Origin of the sequence: Chromohalobacter canadensis (genome assembly GCF_029544075.1) — a bacterium.
Taxonomy (GTDB): domain Bacteria; phylum Pseudomonadota; class Gammaproteobacteria; order Pseudomonadales; family Halomonadaceae; genus Chromohalobacter; species Chromohalobacter canadensis_A.
The window spans coordinates 429587-446441 of sequence record NZ_JAJQJH010000001.1; the positions used below are offsets into that span (position 1 = coordinate 429587).

At 61.0% G+C, this 16855-nt stretch carries 15 protein-coding genes; 9 read left to right on the forward strand and 6 right to left on the reverse strand.

Going from position 1 to position 16855, the window contains the following annotated elements; translation table 11 throughout:
• Positions 1 to 7: 7 nt before the first annotated feature.
• Positions 8 to 766 (forward strand): SDR family NAD(P)-dependent oxidoreductase, encoded by a 759-nt coding sequence (locus tag LUN51_RS02090; RefSeq protein WP_277809923.1) that lies wholly within the window; start codon positions 8 to 10, stop codon positions 764 to 766.
• 1 nt (position 767) lies between these two features.
• Here LUN51_RS02090 and LUN51_RS02095 read toward each other — a convergent pair whose 3' ends face one another.
• The 5 genes from LUN51_RS02095 to LUN51_RS02115 form a co-directional block, all read right to left on the reverse strand.
• The gene (locus LUN51_RS02095) at positions 768 to 1187 is read right to left on the reverse strand and encodes a GNAT family acetyltransferase (RefSeq protein ID WP_246940442.1); all 420 of its coding nucleotides are present in this window, start codon (positions 1185 to 1187) and stop codon (positions 768 to 770) included.
• A gap of 26 nt (positions 1188 to 1213) precedes the next feature.
• Positions 1214 to 3265, reverse strand: a complete 2052-nt coding sequence (locus LUN51_RS02100; RefSeq protein WP_277809924.1) for an FUSC family protein — start codon at positions 3263 to 3265, stop codon at positions 1214 to 1216.
• Between the two features lie 7 nt (positions 3266 to 3272).
• Positions 3273 to 4142: an efflux RND transporter periplasmic adaptor subunit gene (locus LUN51_RS02105; RefSeq protein ID WP_277809925.1), complete on the reverse strand. Its 870-nt coding sequence runs from the start codon at positions 4140 to 4142 to the stop codon at positions 3273 to 3275.
• Positions 4143 to 4361, reverse strand: coding sequence for a DUF1656 domain-containing protein (locus tag LUN51_RS02110; RefSeq protein WP_277809926.1), 219 nt, complete (start codon positions 4359 to 4361; stop codon positions 4143 to 4145).
• A gap of 159 nt (positions 4362 to 4520) precedes the next feature.
• On the reverse strand, positions 4521 to 5459 hold the full coding sequence (locus tag LUN51_RS02115) for a LysR family transcriptional regulator (RefSeq protein WP_277809927.1): 939 nt from the start codon (positions 5457 to 5459) through the stop codon (positions 4521 to 4523).
• Positions 5460 to 5711: 252 nt separating this feature from the next.
• Here LUN51_RS02115 and LUN51_RS02120 point away from each other — a divergent pair, with 252 nt between their 5' ends.
• From LUN51_RS02120 to modC, 4 genes are all read left to right on the forward strand, one after another.
• Complete coding sequence (locus LUN51_RS02120) at positions 5712 to 7691, forward strand: ligand-gated channel protein (RefSeq protein ID WP_277809928.1); 1980 nt, start codon at positions 5712 to 5714, stop codon at positions 7689 to 7691.
• A gap of 182 nt (positions 7692 to 7873) precedes the next feature.
• Positions 7874 to 8674: a molybdate ABC transporter substrate-binding protein gene (gene modA, locus LUN51_RS02125; protein ID WP_277809929.1), complete on the forward strand. Its 801-nt coding sequence runs from the start codon at positions 7874 to 7876 to the stop codon at positions 8672 to 8674.
• On the forward strand, positions 8674 to 9369 hold the full coding sequence (modB, locus tag LUN51_RS02130) for a molybdate ABC transporter permease subunit (protein WP_277809930.1): 696 nt from the start codon (positions 8674 to 8676) through the stop codon (positions 9367 to 9369). Before modA ends, modB begins: the two co-directional genes overlap by 1 nt.
• Positions 9362 to 10456, forward strand: coding sequence for a molybdenum ABC transporter ATP-binding protein (gene modC / locus LUN51_RS02135; RefSeq protein ID WP_277809931.1), 1095 nt, complete (start codon positions 9362 to 9364; stop codon positions 10454 to 10456). Before modB ends, modC begins: the two co-directional genes overlap by 8 nt.
• Positions 10457 to 10462: 6 nt before the next feature.
• Here the strand turns inward: modC and LUN51_RS02140 are convergent, their stop codons facing one another.
• Positions 10463 to 11326 carry a DMT family transporter gene (locus LUN51_RS02140; protein WP_277809932.1) on the reverse strand — a complete coding sequence of 288 codons (864 nt, stop codon included), beginning with the start codon at positions 11324 to 11326 and terminating at the stop codon, positions 10463 to 10465.
• Positions 11327 to 11397: 71 nt separating this feature from the next.
• Between LUN51_RS02140 and LUN51_RS02145 the strand changes: the two genes are divergently transcribed.
• From LUN51_RS02145 to LUN51_RS02160, 4 genes are all read left to right on the forward strand, one after another.
• Positions 11398 to 11883, forward strand: a complete 486-nt coding sequence (locus LUN51_RS02145) for a DUF192 domain-containing protein (protein WP_277809933.1) — start codon at positions 11398 to 11400, stop codon at positions 11881 to 11883.
• 62 nt (positions 11884 to 11945) lie between these two features.
• Positions 11946 to 12752, forward strand: coding sequence for a sulfite exporter TauE/SafE family protein (locus LUN51_RS02150; protein WP_277809934.1), 807 nt, complete (start codon positions 11946 to 11948; stop codon positions 12750 to 12752).
• A 232-nt stretch (positions 12753 to 12984) separates the two neighbouring features.
• Entirely contained in the window at positions 12985 to 13962 is a 978-nt protein-coding gene (locus LUN51_RS02155; RefSeq protein ID WP_277809935.1) for a TAXI family TRAP transporter solute-binding subunit, read from the forward strand.
• Positions 13963 to 14122: 160 nt separating this feature from the next.
• Positions 14123 to 16720 carry a TRAP transporter permease gene (locus LUN51_RS02160; protein ID WP_277809936.1) on the forward strand — a complete coding sequence of 866 codons (2598 nt, stop codon included), beginning with the start codon at positions 14123 to 14125 and terminating at the stop codon, positions 16718 to 16720.
• Positions 16721 to 16855 lie beyond the last annotated feature (135 nt).

The window sequence follows — 16855 nt, forward strand, 5'->3', positions numbered from 1 at the left end:
GCAAAGCATGAGCGATATCGTATTGATTACTGGCGCGACCTCGGGCTTCGGGCGTGCCGCGGCACGGCGTTTCGCCGAGGCTGGCTGGTCGTTGATTCTCACCGGTCGGCGCGCGGAGCGTCTCGAGGATCTCGAGAAGGAGCTAAGCGACAAGGTGCCCGTGCATACCGCGGTGCTCGACGTGCGCGATGCCGAGGCGATCAAGGACGTCGTGGCGGCCTTGCCGGAAGGCTTTCGCGCGGTCAAGGCGCTGATCAACAACGCCGGCTTGGCCCTGGCACCGGAGCCGGCGCAGAAGGCGGATCTGGACGACTGGCATACGATGATCGATACCAACATCACCGGGTTGGTCAACGTGACGCATGCGCTGCTGCCTACGCTGATCGAGACCGGAGCCGGCGCAAGTATCGTCAACCTGGGCTCGGTCGCGGGGCAGTGGCCGTATCCGGGGAGTCACGTTTACGGCGCGAGCAAGGCCTTCGTGCAGCAGTTCACCTATAACCTGCGTTGCGATCTGCAAGGCACCGGCGTGCGGGTCACCGATATCGCGCCGGGCATGGCCGAAACCGAGTTCACGCTGGTGCGCACTGGCGGCGATCAGGCGGCCTCCGACAAGCTTTACGGTGACACCACGCCACTCGAGGCCGAGGATATCGCCGAGCTGATCTGCTATACGGTATCGTTGCCGGCGCACGTCAACATCAACCGCCTCGAAGTCATGCCGACGCGCCAGGCATGGTCGGCCTTCGCCGTCGACCGCGACTGAGTCAGTCGTCTGCGATCAAGCGCTTGCCAAGGGTCACGAAGTCACCATCGTCGTACCCTTGGCGGCGGTAATACTCGACGAGCTCGGGGTGTTCGTTGCGGACCATCAGCATCAGCTTTGGGCAGCCCCGGGCTTGCAAGGCGCGTTCCACGGCGGCGAGCAGAGACGTGCCGAGCCCTTGCCCCTGATGGTCGGGGTGGATCGCGAGGTAATGCACCCAGCCGCGATGCCCGTCGTAGCCCGCCATGGCACTGGCGATCACCGTGCCCGCCTCTACTCCAACCAGAAACAGACTGGGGTCTTCCGCCAGCTTGCGCGCGATGTCGCGGCGTGGGTCGTTCCATGGACGCGTTAGCTCGCAGCGTTCCCAGAGCACAATGACGCTCTCTTCATCGACAGGCTGAAAAGGTCGAATCTGCATATGTTCCTCTCGCAGGGTGCCGGCCATCAGGCGGTCTTGGCCGTGGCAGTGGCCGGTGTCTGACGTTCGGCCATGACCTCGGCCTGTCGTTCCAGCACCAAGACTAGTCGCTCGATCAAACCTTCGAGGAGCTTGCGCGCGTCTTCCTCGATGCCGCCATGGCGTGCGATGGCGTCGTCCAGGGCTTGGCCGGCCTCGCTTATTCCCTGGGGCGAGCGGCCATGGGCACTGTCCTCGAAGCCGTCGGCCAGCGTGTCCAGGAGATGTCGCATGGCGTCGCGCACGGGCGGTGCGGCATCGTCCAGGCGATGGCGCAGGCGCAAACACGAGCGCCCTAGGTCGAGGCCGTTGAGGCCGATCATGAATAAGTGACGATGATCCTCGGGCAGCATATCGTCATGCCGCGCGAGTTGCAGCAGGCGGTCGGCCATACGCCCGCTAAAGCGGCTCTCGGTTTCGTGCAAGGGCAAGTCGCTGATGTGGCGCAGGTCGTGGCTGATGGCAGTGATCAGGCGTCGGCGCCGAATCGGGGCGCCCAGGCCGGGAATTAAACGAAAGCCCATGACCACGGCACTGAGCCCGACAATGACGGCGATGGCGCGATTGGCGAAGCTGTCAAAAGAGAAGTCCATCCCGTTGCCGGGCATGGTCAGCAGGATATTGAAGATGGTGAAGGCCAGGCAGTAACCCATCAACCGAGGGTTGGAGGCGCCGAGCAGCCCCAGGAACAGGGGCGTGACGAACAGCATGGCGAGCATGGGAAAGCCGTTGGCCTGCGACAGCAGGACATGCCCGAACAGGAAGGCACTGGGCAACGCTGCCAGCATGCCCTTGAAGAACATCATGCAGATCGTCACGGGGTTGTCGCGCGTGGCGAAGAAGGCCGAGAACAGGGTGCCGAGCAGCATGGCCACCTGGCCGTTGCTCCAGTGGGTCTGCAGCCAGAACACCGCCAGGCATGAGAAGACCAGCCCTGCGCGGCCGGCGTTGAGCAGCGCCACCAGATGATCACGGTGCCAGGAAAGCGAGCCGCCGCGTAGTTGTTTACGCCCCGGGTGGGCGATGGCCTCGCGCGCGTCGAGCATGATCATGGCATGACCGAGCACCTCGCGCAGCGCCAGAATGACACGGCGCTGCAAGGGATCGAGCTGAGTATCGGCGTAGGCGTGCGCCCGCTTGCGGAGCTCCAGAAGCTGTTGACGGGCCGCCGGGACGCCTTTCACGTGCTCGGCGTTGCGAAAGCCATCGGCGATCTCGCTGGCCAACTGGTGCAGGGGCGTGCTGATACGCTCGCGATGATCGTGCAACAACTGATAAAGCGCGCCCAGTGTGGCGAAGAAACGCAACGTGCGCCGGGTGAGAACGTGGGTGGCACGCATACGCCCGTTGCCATCGGGCCCTTCGTAGCGCGCTGCTTGGCTATCGGTCTCGAGCATGGTCAATGGCTCGAGGCTGGCGGTCAGCGACTGCTGCATGGCCTCGGGGTCATCGCTGGCATCGAGCCGCTGACTGGCATGTGTGAAGGCTTGGTTGATGACCTCGTCGGCCTGATTGGCCAAGTGATCCTTGACGCGCGTGGGCCACAGCAAGGCACTGACCAGGGTGGCGCACAGCGCACCGAGGCCGAGTTCGGATAGCCGCGCCACGGCGATGTCGAAGATGCCGCTCGGCGGTTGGTTGGCAGAAATCACCACGATCAGCATTGCGGTGACGGCACCCATGATGCAGCCATAGGAGAAGTTGTTGCGCAACAGCGAGCTACCGTAGGTGCAAAACATGATCCACAGCGTCAGCGCAATCAGCGCGGGGACACGCTCCTGGGCGAAGAAGGCCATGATGACGATGCCGACCAGCGCACCGATGAGTGTGCCGCCTATCTGGCAGATGCCCTTCTCGACGACCATGCCGCTCATTGGGCGGATCTGCAGGAAAGCCGCCGAGATCAGTGCCCAATAGGGACGGTCGAGATCGCACCATAGCGCGATATACAGCGCCAGCAGCATCGCCAGTGTGGTCTTGGCGGCGAACTGCAGTGACGCTTTAGAAGGGGTGAGGTAGGTTTCCAGCCAGGGCGACATGGGCGGCTCAGTCGGTATCCGTCTCGTCAACGATATGGATGGTCGCGGTCATGCCGGCACTGAGCAGCGTCTCGTCGGGGACCTCATCGAGCGCGATGCGCACCGGAATTCGCTGCGCTAGCCTGACCCAATTGAAGGTCGGCTCGACCTGGGGCAAGAGCTGATCGTTGGGTGAGGTATTGCTATTGGCGATCCCGCGACTGACTCCCGTGACATGGCCACGCAATTCGGTATCGCCGTTCATCAGCGTGATCCTGGCAGTGTCGCCTTCTTCGATACGCGACATCTTGGTCTCTTCGAAATACCCAGTCACGTAGTAGGAGTTCGCCTTGACCAGCGCCATCACGGCATTGCCGGCATTGACGTAGTTGCCCTCGCTGAGCCGGAGGTTAAGGATATGTCCGTCGGCGGGTGCCGTCACTACGGTGCGTTTCAGGTCGATCTGTGCGCTTTCCAGCTGCGCCTTGGCCGCGTCGAGGTTGGCTTGGGCGACTTGGGTATTGATCCGTGCGATTTCCCGATCCTCGTTGCTGATCGCCTGGTTGCTCAGGCGGTTGCGGCGGCTTTCCTCATGTTTCTTGAGCTCCAGTTGTGCCTGGTTCAGTTTCACGGTGGCCTTGGCCTGTTCGAGGGCAGCACGATAGCGGGCCTGGTTGATCTTGAAGAGCGTCTCGCCCCGGGACACGCGTTGCGTATCTTCCACCGAGAGTTCGCTCACCCAGCCGGAAACATCGGGGGCGATCGTGACGACGTCGGCGCGAACGCGGCCATCGCGGGTCCACGGCGTATAAAGGTAATAATGCCAAAGCCAGACGCCGGCAGCGACGGCCAGTGCCACGACAACGAGAGTGATCAGCATGCGTAGCGGTGTGCGCATTTAAACGATTCCAGCAGTGGTCGAGAAGGCAAAGGCGACGGCGGCGGTAATGATGACGAACAAGGCGGCATCGAACCACGCTTCGAACCAGGGGATATGTTGTCCGCCGATTCGGTGCAACAAGGTACGCACGATGAGTGCGCCAATGAACCCTAACAGGGCATAGATAAGCAGCGGACTGAGATAAATGCCACCGACAGCGATTTCCTTGAGACCCATTCCCTCTCCCGTTTGCCCAGGCAAGCGAATATGTTAGCACGCTATCTAAATGCGCGACACCTGCGCATCAGCATTTCGCATGAACCGACCTTCGCATGAACTAGTCTTTTATATGAACTCGTCTTTTATAAAAGAGTTCAGCATGCTGGTTTGAGGCTATCAGTTTAGCGTGAAAGCGCGTTCGGGCGGGATACGCGAATGCAGGCGCCAGCTTTCCGGCACGGTCTGGCGGATCTGTTCGAGAAGCGTGACGCTCTTGCGAGGTAAACGCCCGAATGGATAGAGCAGGGTGATGGGAAGCGACGAGGGCGCCCATTCTGCAAGACAAGGCGCCAGGCTGCCGGGATGGTGCTGCAGGCGTTTTTCGGCCATCCAATGGGGAAGAATGCCGAGGCCGCCGCCCCGTGCGATGGCGTCGATATGTAGCATATATTGATCGACGCGCAGTCGCGAGGGCGGCAGGGTCAGGTCCCACTCGCCCTCTCGGGCGTGATGCAACGTCACGCCGTGCTCGCTGGTGCCGAGTAAGTCGACCCAAGCATGTTCGGCTAGATCGCGCGGGTGCCGGGGCGCACCATGGCGACGCAGGTAGTCGGGATGAGCATAAAGGCCACGACGCATGCAGCCGAGTGTTTCTTGACGCAAACCGCACTCGTCGACTGCGCCCAACCATACACATAGAGCGTCGTCTTGGGGAGCGGTGGGCGGCGTGTGGCACGTATGCAAATTAAGACGCACGCCGGGATGGTGGGAGACGAAGTCCTCCATCTGTTGCGCAAACCACCCTCGGGCGAAGGCATTGTGCACCTGCACGGTGAGTTCGCCGCTGACTTCCGCGCGCAAGTCCTCCAGGGCGCGCTGGCTCTGCTCGGCGAGCCGCAGTATCTGGTGGCTGTAAGCTAAAAAAAGCGTACCGGCCTCGGTAGGCAGCAAGCGATTGGCCTGGCGACGTAACAGGGGTTGGCCCAGGCGCTCTTCCAACTGACTGATACGACGGCTGAGCGTCGACTTGGCAACCCCGAGCTGCCGTGCGCTGGCGGTCAGACTGCCGGACTCCATGACCGAGGCGAACGCGGCCAACTCATCGAGATCGTGCATGCCACTCGTCACCGTCAATGGGCGTGGTAGGGATGAGCGCGCATTCTTGCATAGTTCCCCGTCTTTTTGAAAATCATTAACGCCTGTAATGGTGTCTCGTTGCGTTGCGGATTGTGAAACGCGCCGTCCCGTGGCCTGTTGTTGTTCCTTGTGAAAGAATCTAAATGATAAAAATTCGCATTAAATTTTAAAGCATCATGCAAGGGTCCCGAAAACAACCGGGGCGGGATTCATCAGGGAGAACAACGCACCATGTCCTATCTTCCACGTCTATCGACGTTGGCACTAGCCGTTGCCGCCTGTAATGCACCCATGGCGTATGCTGTCGATGACGACGTCCAGCTGGATGATGTCGTTGTCACCGCTGCCGGCTATGCGCAGCAGGTCACACAGGCGCCGGCGTCGATCAGTGTTGTTTCACGCGAGCAACTCGAGAAAAAGGCCTACCGCGATATCACCGACGCTCTGCGGGATGTACCGGGTGTCATCGTGACCGGTGGGGGTGCCGGCGATAACGGCGCCGATATCAGCATGCGTGGCATGCCGGCTCAATACACGCTGGTACTCGTGGATGGCCGCCGCCAGTCTTCACGCGAGTCTCGTCCCAATGGGAGTGCTGGGTTCGAGCAGGACTGGTTGCCGCCACTGCAGGCCATCGAGCGTATCGAGGTAATTCGCGGGCCCATGTCGACCTTGTACGGTTCGGACGCGATCGGCGGGGTCATTAACGTCATCACGCGTAAGGTGGCCGATGATTGGCACGGCAACGTGCGCGCCGAAGCCACGCTTCAGGAAGACAGCGACTCGGGGAACTCGAATCAGGAGCAGTTATATGTGTCGGGCCCCTTGGCCGACGACCTGCTGGGCCTGCAGGTGTATGGCCAGTACCAGAAGCGTGAAGAAGACGATATCGAGCAGGGGTACGAGGATAAGGACCTACAGAGTCTGACTGCTAAATTTGCGCTGACGCCGAGCGAGAATCATGACTTTGGCTTGGAGGTAGGCAAGGAGACGCAGGATCGTGCGTCCCATGTCGGCAAATCGGCCCCGGCGGAAGGGTGCCGCGGCGGTTGCACCGATAGCTATTCGGAGCATGATCGGGAACATTACGCATTGACCCATACCGGGCGCTGGGGATTTGCTACCTCCGACAGTTACGTACAGCGCGAGTCCACCGACAATAAGTCGCGAGATATTGAAATTACCAATACGGTGGCGAACACCAAGTGGGTTCTCCCTTTATCGAGTCATATCGTGACGCTGGGCGCTAACTATGAGAAAGAAGAGCTGGATGATCAGAACACCAACCAGATCTCCGACCGGACCCAGGTCAGTAATGATCAGTGGGCGCTGTTCGCCGAGGATGAATGGCTATTGACGCAAGACTTCTCGTTGACCGGCGGGGTGCGTCTGGATGACAACGAAAACTACGGTAGCCATGTCAGCCCGCGCCTGTATGGTGTGTGGCAGGCGGCACCGCGCTGGACGCTAAAGGGCGGTGTTTCAACCGGGTATCGCGCCCCTGGGCTGCGTGAGGTGACGGCTGACTGGGGGGCCATTAGCCGTGGCGGAACCACCTATGGCAATCCAGATCTGGAGCCCGAGACATCGCTCAACAAGGAACTCGCCTTGCTGTATAGCGCCCCGCGCGGATTGAATGCCAGCGTGACGCTGTTCCACAACGACTTCGAGGACAAGATCACGCGGGTACGTTGTGGCTCGGCCACCGCATGCCCGCCGGTAACGCAGTACGATACCGACGATGACGGCACTCTGCGGACCAATACCCGCATCAATGTCGACGAAGCCGTGACGCAAGGCGTGGAGCTCGCACTCTCGTCGCCGCTGACCGAGACGTTGACCTTGTCGACGAGCTATACCTATACCGACTCCGAGCAAAAAAGCGGCGAATACGAAGGCAATCCGTTGACCCAATTGCCCAAACATCAGTTCAGCGGCACGCTGGACTGGACGCCGACGGCGCGACTCAACGCCTGGACGCGCTTGACCTATCGTGGCAAAGAGAGCCAGCCCGTCGAGGGGCCGTCCTCCAGTAGCATTCGTGCCCCTTCCTACACCTTCGTGGATAGTGGCGGTTCGTGGCAGGTGACCGACCAGGCCAAGCTCATGTTCGGTGTCTATAACATGTTCGACGAAGACATCGGCTACGACGAATATGGCTATGTGAACGATGGACGTCGTTATTGGGTAGGGGCGAGCCTCGACTTCTAGAAACTTGCGGTCTGTATGGTGATGCAATGGGAGGCCTCAGGCCTCCCTTTTCGTTCGTGCGCGCGTAGCCAATGCCGGCGTGTGAGAGAGCGCGACCTGCCCGGCGTAGGGCGTTCATGCTATTTTCATGATGCGAATGTGTCGGTTACGCGTACCTAAATATTGATTATCGGGAGAGTCATATGTTGCGTCGTTCATTGGTCCGCCTCCTTCTCGCTTGTGGCGCCGTGCTGTTGCTGGGCTTGGGCAGCGCTTCGGTGCAGGCTGCCGAGCGCGTTACCTTGTTTGCGGCGGCCTCGTTGACTAACGCCGTGGATGCGTTGGCCGCGCGTTACATGCGCGATCACGATGTCGAGATCGTTCCCGTTTACGCCGCTTCATCGACACTGGCTCGACAGATTGCCAACGGCGCGCCGGCGGAGATCTATTTATCGGCCAACGAGCAATGGATGGACTGGCTAGGGTCGCAAGGCGGAATTCCACTGACACAGCGCCATGATGTGTTGAACAATCGCTTGGCGTTGATCGCGCCGCAGGACAGCGCGCTCAAGGCCTTTACACCAAGCGCGGCAACATCGATCGCCGAACGCTTGGGTGCGGGGCGCCTGGCAGTGGGAAACCCTGCCCATGTGCCTGCGGGTATTTATGCCAAACAGGCTCTACAGGGCATGGGCCAGTGGCAAACGTTACGCTCGCGCCTCGCGCGCGCCGATAACGTGCGCACTGCCCTTGCGTTGGTTGAACGTGGCGAGGCGCCGTTGGGTATTGTCTATGCCAGTGACGCTCAGGCTAGCGATAAGGTCGAAACGCTGGGCCTGTTCCCGGATGCGTCCCATGAGCCGATTATCTATCCGATGGCATTGATCGGCGACGCACCGAGTGACGCGGCCAAGTCCTTGGCGGATTGGCTCGATGGCCGTCAGGCGGCCGCGATCTTTCAACGCTTCGGCTTTGCGAGCGTGGCTGCGGAAGACGCGTCATAATGTTGACCCCGCTGGAATGGGAAGCCCTGGCGTTGAGTCTGCGTATTTCCGGGGTGGCGTTGGCCGCGATCTTGTTGCCGGGAATTGCCGTGGCTTATCTTCTGGCACGCTTCGATTTCCCAGGGAAGACACTCCTCGATGGCATTCTGCATTTGCCGCTGGTGCTACCACCGGTGGTCGTGGGGTATTTGCTGTTGGTGTCGTTGGGCCGTCAGGGGCCGCTAGGGCAATGGCTGAACGAGCACCTTGGCGTGAGTTTGCCCTTCACCTGGGAAGGTGCGGCCGTGGCGGGAGGCGTCATGGCGTTTCCATTGCTGGTACGTGCCGTGCGCCTGTCTCTGGAGTCGGTCGATCGCAAGCTGGAGGAGGCTGCGCGTACGCTGGGCGCTAGCCGCTGGAAGACCTTTCTTACGGTGACTCTGCCGCTGATATTACCGGGCATTCTGACCGGTGGCGTGCTGGCGTTCGCACGCTCGCTATCCGAGTTCGGCGCGACGATTACCTTTGCCTCCAACATCCCCGGCGAAACGCGCACCTTGCCGTTGGCGCTTTACAGCCTGGTGCAGACGCCCGGGCAGGAGGCTGCTGCCGCGCGACTGTGTGTGATTTCGGTGATCGTGGCGTTGATCGCACTGGTAGCATCCGAATGGCTGGCGCGGCGCGCACGTCGGCGCCTGGAGGGGCGTCATGCTTGAGGCGCAGGTCTCGCAACGGTTGGGCGATTTCACGCTCGATACCTCGCTGGCGGTGCCGGCGGAAGGCGTCACGGCCTTGTTTGGACGCTCTGGTAGCGGCAAGAGCAGCCTGATTCGGCTGATCGCCGGATTGGGCGTGCCGGATAGTGGCAGTATTCGGTTGGGCGATACATGGCTGGTGGATACCCAGCGTCGCCGTTGGGTGCCGCCCCACCGGCGCCAGCTGGGCGTCGTATTTCAGGAAGCGCGACTGTTTCCACATTATTCGGTGCGCGGCAACCTACGCTACGGTATGCCGCGCGCGGCGCGCGCGGATTTCGATGACCTTGTCGAGCTTCTGGGTATCGGCCATTTGCTATCGCGTACGCCGGGGCGGCTCTCGGGAGGCGAGGCGCGGCGAGTGGCCATCGGCCGGGCGTTGTTGTCGCGACCGCGCATGCTGTTGTTGGACGAGCCGCTCACCGGGCTGGACGGCGCGCGCAAGCAGGAACTACTGCAGTATATCCGGCGTTTAGCGCGCGATACTGGCGTACCGATTCTCTTCGTCAGTCACGACACGCGTGAAATCGGAGCGCTGGCCGACCGCGTGGCATTGCTCGAGGAAGGGCGCGTGATGGCAAGTGGGCCGGTGGACGAGATGTTTGCACGCCTCGACCTGGGACCGCGCACAGGGCGCTTTGAGGCATCATCGTTGCTCGAGGCACGTATCGTCGCGCACGACGAGGCGCTTTGTTTGACGCGTTTGGCGCTGCTGGGCATGCCCGAGGGCGAGATGCTGAGCGTCGCGCGTCTCGAGGGGAGAGTCGGTGACGCGGTGCGCTTGCGACTGCGAGCTCGCGATGTGGGCGTCGCCTTCATGCGGACACCGCCGATGCCGGATGTCGATTGCTTGCCGGCGACGCTGCGAGAGATCGGTGATGAAACCCACGGTCCCTTCGTCGAGGTGATGCTGGATGTCGGCGGGCAGGCACTGCGCGCGCGTCTCACCCGTGAAGCTGTCAGCCAAATGGGGTTGCATACGGGCCAAACGTTGCAGGCGCGGCTGCGTAGCGTGACGATTTCCCGCCATGATGTGATTGTGATGTGAGTGTGCTCAGGACGCGGCGCGAGGACGTCGCCTTCTTGGCAGGTTGATCACCGCCAGCCCGGCGATGACCAGTGCCCCGCCGAGCAACTTGTGACTATCCAGGCCATCGCCGAGCAGCCAGACGCCGAGAAACACGGCGATGACCGGCATAAGTAACGTCAGCGGAACGACCCGGTTGATCGGGTGGCGGCGTAGCAACGCATACCACAAGCCGTAGGCGATGATCGACGACATCACCGCCGTGTAGAATACCGCGCCCCAGCCGATCCAGCCGGCATGGCGAAGCGCCTGCAAGTGCTGAGTTTCGAAAAGCCAGCTGCCCAGTGCGACCTGGGGAATCGCGAACAACGCGATCCACCCGGCCAGCGTCAGCGGCGAGATGGCCGGCGCACGCTTGATGATCAACGTCGACACTGCCCAGGCCAGGGCGCTGGTCAAGAGCGTCAACGTGGCCGTGGCATTGGGCAGTGCCGGCCCACCGGCGAGTACCACGGCGCCAGCGAAGGCCAACAACAAGCCGAGCAGGCGACGGGCGTCGAGGCGCTCCTTGAGGAAGATGGCGGCGAGCAAAGTGGCAAAAGGCGTGCCCATCTGCACCAGCAAAGCGCCGGTGCCGGCTTCGGCCTGTCCCAGGCCCAGAAACAGCAGCGGGAAATGCAGGCCGCCAAAGGTGACCGATAGCACCAGCAGCCATGGCAGTTGCGGTCGTGTCACGCGAGTGAAGGGGACGACCAGAGCGGCGACCAGCATGAATCGCAGTGTCATCAACATCAGTGGTGGCATGTCGTCCACGCCGACCTTGATGACGATGATGTTGAAGGCCCAGATGACGATGACCAGAAGGCCGAGCAGGAGGTCGCGAAGCGGCACGGGGGCGTCCTTGTAGGCGAGTGACGTCAGGCATCATTCGCGTTGGGTGATAGAACGCAAGAGGATAGCGCATGAAACGGTCATTGTACGTGTCGGGTTGGATGATGGTGTTGGGCCTGTTGGCTTTGATCCCCGCGTCGGCGTTCGGCGAGGAGCGCTCGACGCTCGAGCGCGCCACGTTGGAAGTGGCCGGAGAGACGCTATCGGTGGAGGTAGCCAGGCAAGCCGAAGAACGGGCCCAGGGGCTGATGGATCGCGACACGCTCGCGCCGGACGCCGGCATGTTGTTTGTCTATGCACGTCAACAGCCACCGACGTCGAGCTTCTGGATGTACCGCACTCTGATTCCTCTGGACATCGCTTTTCTTGGTGCGGAAGGAGAGATACGCGCCATTAGGCACATGCAGCCGTGTCGTGCGTCGCGCGAGGACTGCCCGCGTTATGCGGCAGGCGAGCCATTTCGCGCGGCACTGGAAGTCAATGCCGGATACTTCGACCGGCACGATATCGAAGTGGGGGATCGGCTTCCGATCACGCCACTGCTATCGCCGCGCTAGGCTAGCGGGCCGACTGTCGACGCTGAAGTGGTACCGAATGTTCGATGACAAGGAGTGAGCACGTGGATCCGATATGGTGGTTGGCTTATCTGGCCTTGGGCGGTGTGGTGGGTATCTTCGCTGGCCTGTTGGGGGTCGGCGGTGGTGGCATCATGGTGCCGATACTGACCTCGCTTTTTGCCCTGCAGGGTTTTCCGCACGACACATTGGTCCATGTGGCACTTGGGACGTCGCTGGCCGCCATCGTACCCACATCGCTGGCGAGCCTGCGAGCGCATCATCGTCGCGGCGGGGTGGTATGGCCGGTAGTGCGCTCCATCACGCCGGGCATTCTAGTGGGGACGTTTCTGGGTACATTCCTGGCGTCCCACGTACCGACGTCGGGGTTGGCCATCTTCTTCGCGTGCTTCATGGCCTTCGTCTCGGTACAGATGCTGGTCAACCTCAAGCCCGCACCGACGCGGACACTGCCGGGTGCGTGGGGCGTCTCGGGCGTGGGGTTGGGGATCGGCGGTATCTCCGCCCTGGTTGCCATCGGCGGTGGATCGCTCACCGTACCATTTCTGACCTGGTGCAACGTGGCCCTGCGCCGGGCGATCGGGACCTCGGCTGCAGTGGGACTACCGATCGCGCTGGCGGGGGCGCTGGGGTATTTGATCAATGGCTGGGGAGCGCCAGGGTTGCCTGTGGGGACGCTGGGATTCGTCTACTGGCCAGCGGTGATCCTGATGTCGAGCGTAAGCTTCTTCACCGCACCACTGGGCGCTCGGCTCGCCCATCGTTTGCCAGTGTCCGCGCTCAAGCGCATCTTCGCGTTTGTCTTGATGGCGCTGTCGGCAAAGATGTTGTTCACCGTCTTGTCAGGTTAGATGTTAGTCGAATGCAGGCTCGATATGTAAAAGGTCTGTTCCGGTCGGCGCAACAGGCGGTTATCATGCCCGCCGGCTATCGGCTTTGGCACATATTGCCTAAGCTGGGTGCAAGGGAATTGAATGCGCTGGAGCGTACTGCCTTCGCAGTGCTTTTCGGTCGCTCCCTGTTGCCGGTCGTGGCCTCGGCCTTGCGATCGGCTCGTCAAAATAATGTTAAAGAGGTGCATGCATGAAACGTTACGCCTTTACCGCTGCGTTATTCTCCGGGGCCCTGCTGGGTGCTGCCGCTCTATCGACGCCGGCGATGGCTCAGGATCAGGAGCGCTTCGTCACCATTGGGACAGGTGGGCAGACAGGGGTTTACTACGTGGTGGGCCAGTCGATCTGTCGTCTGGTCAACCGTAACTCGGAAGACACCAACATTCGCTGCAATGCGCCGTCCACCGGCGGCAGCGTGGCCAACATCAACGGCATCAAGTCCGATGAGCTGAGCATGGGCGTCGCGCAGTCCGACGTTCAATATCGTGCGTACAACGGCGAGGGCGATTTCAAGGAGCCGATGGAAGACCTGCGTTCGGTATTTTCCGTGCACGGCGAACCGTTGACCGTTCTGGCGCGCAAGGATGCTGACATCCACGGCATCGAAGATCTCAAGGGTAAGCGCGTCAACATCGGCAACCCGGGTTCCGGCCAGCGCGCCACCATGGAAGTGCTGATGGATGCCGAAGGCTGGGACAAAGATGTGTTCTCTCTGGCCTCCGAGCTGGGCGCTTCCGAAATGGCCTCGGCGCTGGCGGATAACAACATCGATGCCATGGCGTATGTGGTCGGCCACCCCAATGGCGCGATTCAGGAAGCGACCACGACCGTGGATGCCAACCTCGTCCCGCTGAACGACGACGCGGTGGATGGCTTGGTCGAGGAATATCCTTACTACGCCAAGTCGGTCATTCCCGGCGGTATGTACAAGGGCAATGACGATGATGTCGAGACCTTTGGTGTCAAGGCCACCTTCGTGACCTCTTCCAAAGTGGATGACGATGTCGTCTATGAAGTGGTCAAGGCGGTGTTCGACAACTTCGACCGTTTCAAGCGTCTGCACCCGGCCTTCGCCAACCTGGAGCCGGAAGAAATGATTTCCGACGGTCTCTCCGCGCCGCTGCATGAGGGCGCCAAACGCTATTATAAAGAGCGTGGTTGGTTGTAAACGTCACTTGATGTCGTGCTAGACGATGCGCGGCCGCTTCGGCGCCGCGCATCTCTGGTTCTGGCCACGCGGTGGCGAATGAAACAAGCGATTGTGATGTGTTTTTTGGTCGGTCAGAACACGCGAAGCACGCCCTGACCGACACCACCGGGACAACAGTATGCAAGACGATAAGTCGACGGCATCCACGCGAGAAGCCGAGCTTGAAGAACTGGCTGCCAACGAGACCGGGGCGCGCAAGCCCGCCGGGCCGGTTGGCAAACTGCTGCTTTGCGTGGCGGCGGTCTGGTCGTTGTTCCAACTCTGGATCGCTTCGCCCTTACCCTTCGTGTTTGGCTTTGGGGTGTTCAGTGCCACGGAGGCGCGTTCTATCCATCTGGCCTTTGCCATCTTCCTGGCTTTCATGTCCTATCCAGCCTTCAAGCGCTCACCGCGCGGTAGAGTGCCGATGCTGGACTGGGGGTTGGCTTTGGTAGGCGCCTTTGCGGCGTCCTACATGTATTTCTTTTACGAGCAGCTTGCACAACGCCCTGGCGCGCCGATCCTGCAGGACGTCATCATCGGTGTGATTGGTCTGTTGTTGCTGTTGGAAGCCACGCGGCGTGCGCTTGGACCGCCGTTGATGATCGTGGCGATCGTTTTCATCGTCTATTCACTGGCAGGTCCCTACATGCCGGGGATGTTAGCGCATCGTGGAGTGAGCCTTTATGGCCTGGTCAATCACCAGTGGCTCACATCGCAAGGCGTCTTCGGCATCGCCTTGGGCGTATCGACGAGCTTCGTTTTCCTGTTCGTATTGTTCGGTGCCTTGCTGGACAAAGCAGGGGCCGGTAATTATTTCATCAAGATGGCGTTTTCGATGCTGGGCCACTATCGCGGCGGCCCGGCCAAGGCGGCGGTCGTCGCCTCGGGCATGACCGGTCTTATTTCGGGCTCTTCGATTGCCAATACTGTGACCACCGGTACCTTTACCATTCCCATGATGAAACGTGTCGGCTTTAGTCCCACCAAGGCCGGTGCGGTCGAAGTCTCGTCGTCGGTCAATGGTCAGATCATGCCGCCGGTGATGGGGGCCGCGGCGTTCTTGATGGTCGAGTATGTGGGCATTTCCTATGTCGAAGTCATCAAGCATGCCTTCCTGCCGGCGTTGATTTCCTACATTGCACTGATCTACATCGTTCACCTCGAGGCGCTCAAGGCCAATATGCGCGGGCTCGAGAGCAGCAATCCCGTACGTCCATGGCTTCAGAAAATCGTCGGTTTCCTGACCGGGCTGGTGGGGATCATGGCCTTGGCGCTGATCGTGTATTACGGGTTGGGATGGCTCAAGCCGGTGTTGGGTGAGGCCATGCCGTGGGTGGCCGCCGCCGGGCTGGCGGTGATCTATGTGGCGCTGCTCAAGCTAGGGTCGCGTTACCCCGAGCTCGAGAAGGACGATGCCAATAGCGATATTTCAGTGCTTCCGCAAACGCGGCCCACGGTGATGGTGGGGCTCTATTTCCTGCTACCCGTCGTGGTGCTGGTGTGGTGCCTGATGGTGGAACGCTTGTCGCCAGGGCTCTCGGCGTTCTGGGCGACCGTGCTCATGATCGTCATCATTCTGACCCAGCGTCCGCTGGAGGCATTCTTCCGTGGACGCGGTGGGCTAGGCAATGAAGTGAAGCGTGGCGTCATCGATCTCTGGGAGGGCTTGATCGACGGCGCGCGCAACATGATCGGTATCGGCATCGCCACGGCGGCGGCGGGGATCATCGTTGGGGCCGTATCCCAGACTGGGGTGGGTCTGGTGTTGGCGGGCTTGGTCGAGACACTATCGATGGGCAATTTGTTGCTGATGCTCATGCTGACGGCGGTGCTGAGCCTGATTCTGGGGATGGGCCTGCCGACGACGGCTAACTATATCGTGGTCTCCGCGTTGCTGGCACCGGTCATCGTCCAATTGGGCGAACAGAATGGCTTGATCGTACCGTTGATTGCGGTGCACCTGTTCGTCTTCTATTTCGGCATCATGGCCGATGTGACGCCCCCGGTGGGACTGGCCTCGTTCGCCGCCGCGGCGATTTCCGGGGGTGACCCTATTCGCACCGGTTTCCAGGCGTTTTATTACAGCTTGCGTACGGCGGCGCTACCTTTCCTGTTCATCTTCAATACCGATCTGCTGTTGATCGATGTGAACTGGTGGCACGGCATACTGATCTTCGTGGTGGCGACGGGGGCGATGCTGATCTTCGCCGCCGCCACGCAGGGCTACATGGTGGTGAGAAACCGCTGGTATGAGAGCCTGCTGCTGTTGCTGGTGGCTTTCACGCTGTTCCGGCCCGGGTTCTGGATGGACATGATTCATGATCCTTATCGGGACATCCCGCCCGCGCAGTTCGAGCAAGCGTTGGGCGCTATCGATGACGATAGCAACTTGCGCGTTCGTGTCGACGGTCTCGATGCCTATGGGTCACCGACCAGTTTCGTGATGTTGGTGCCGGCGCCGGAAGGAGACAGTGGTAGCGAGCGTATGCAGAACCTGGGCCTGACCTTGATGCAGGAGGATGGCAAGACGCTGGTCGATATGACTGATTTCAATAGCCAAGCGGAGAAACTGGGCTTCGATTTCGATCAAGAGATCGTGTCGATTCGTGCGCCCGTCGAGCGCTGGCCGAAGGAATGGATGTGGATACCGGGACTGGCGGTATTCGCTCTCGTCGTCTGGTTGCAACGCCGCAGGCGGCCGACACCGAGCCGGCACGCCGACGCTGCGACGTAGACGGACACATCGCGTCGGGTACGTGGTGTAACAAAATGCGCCCGCCTCTCTCGAGGCGGGCGTTTTTGATGGTAGCTGTCGCTTGGTCCACGAATAAGGCAATGGCGTGTCACTACCGAGGCGGCAGTCGGTATT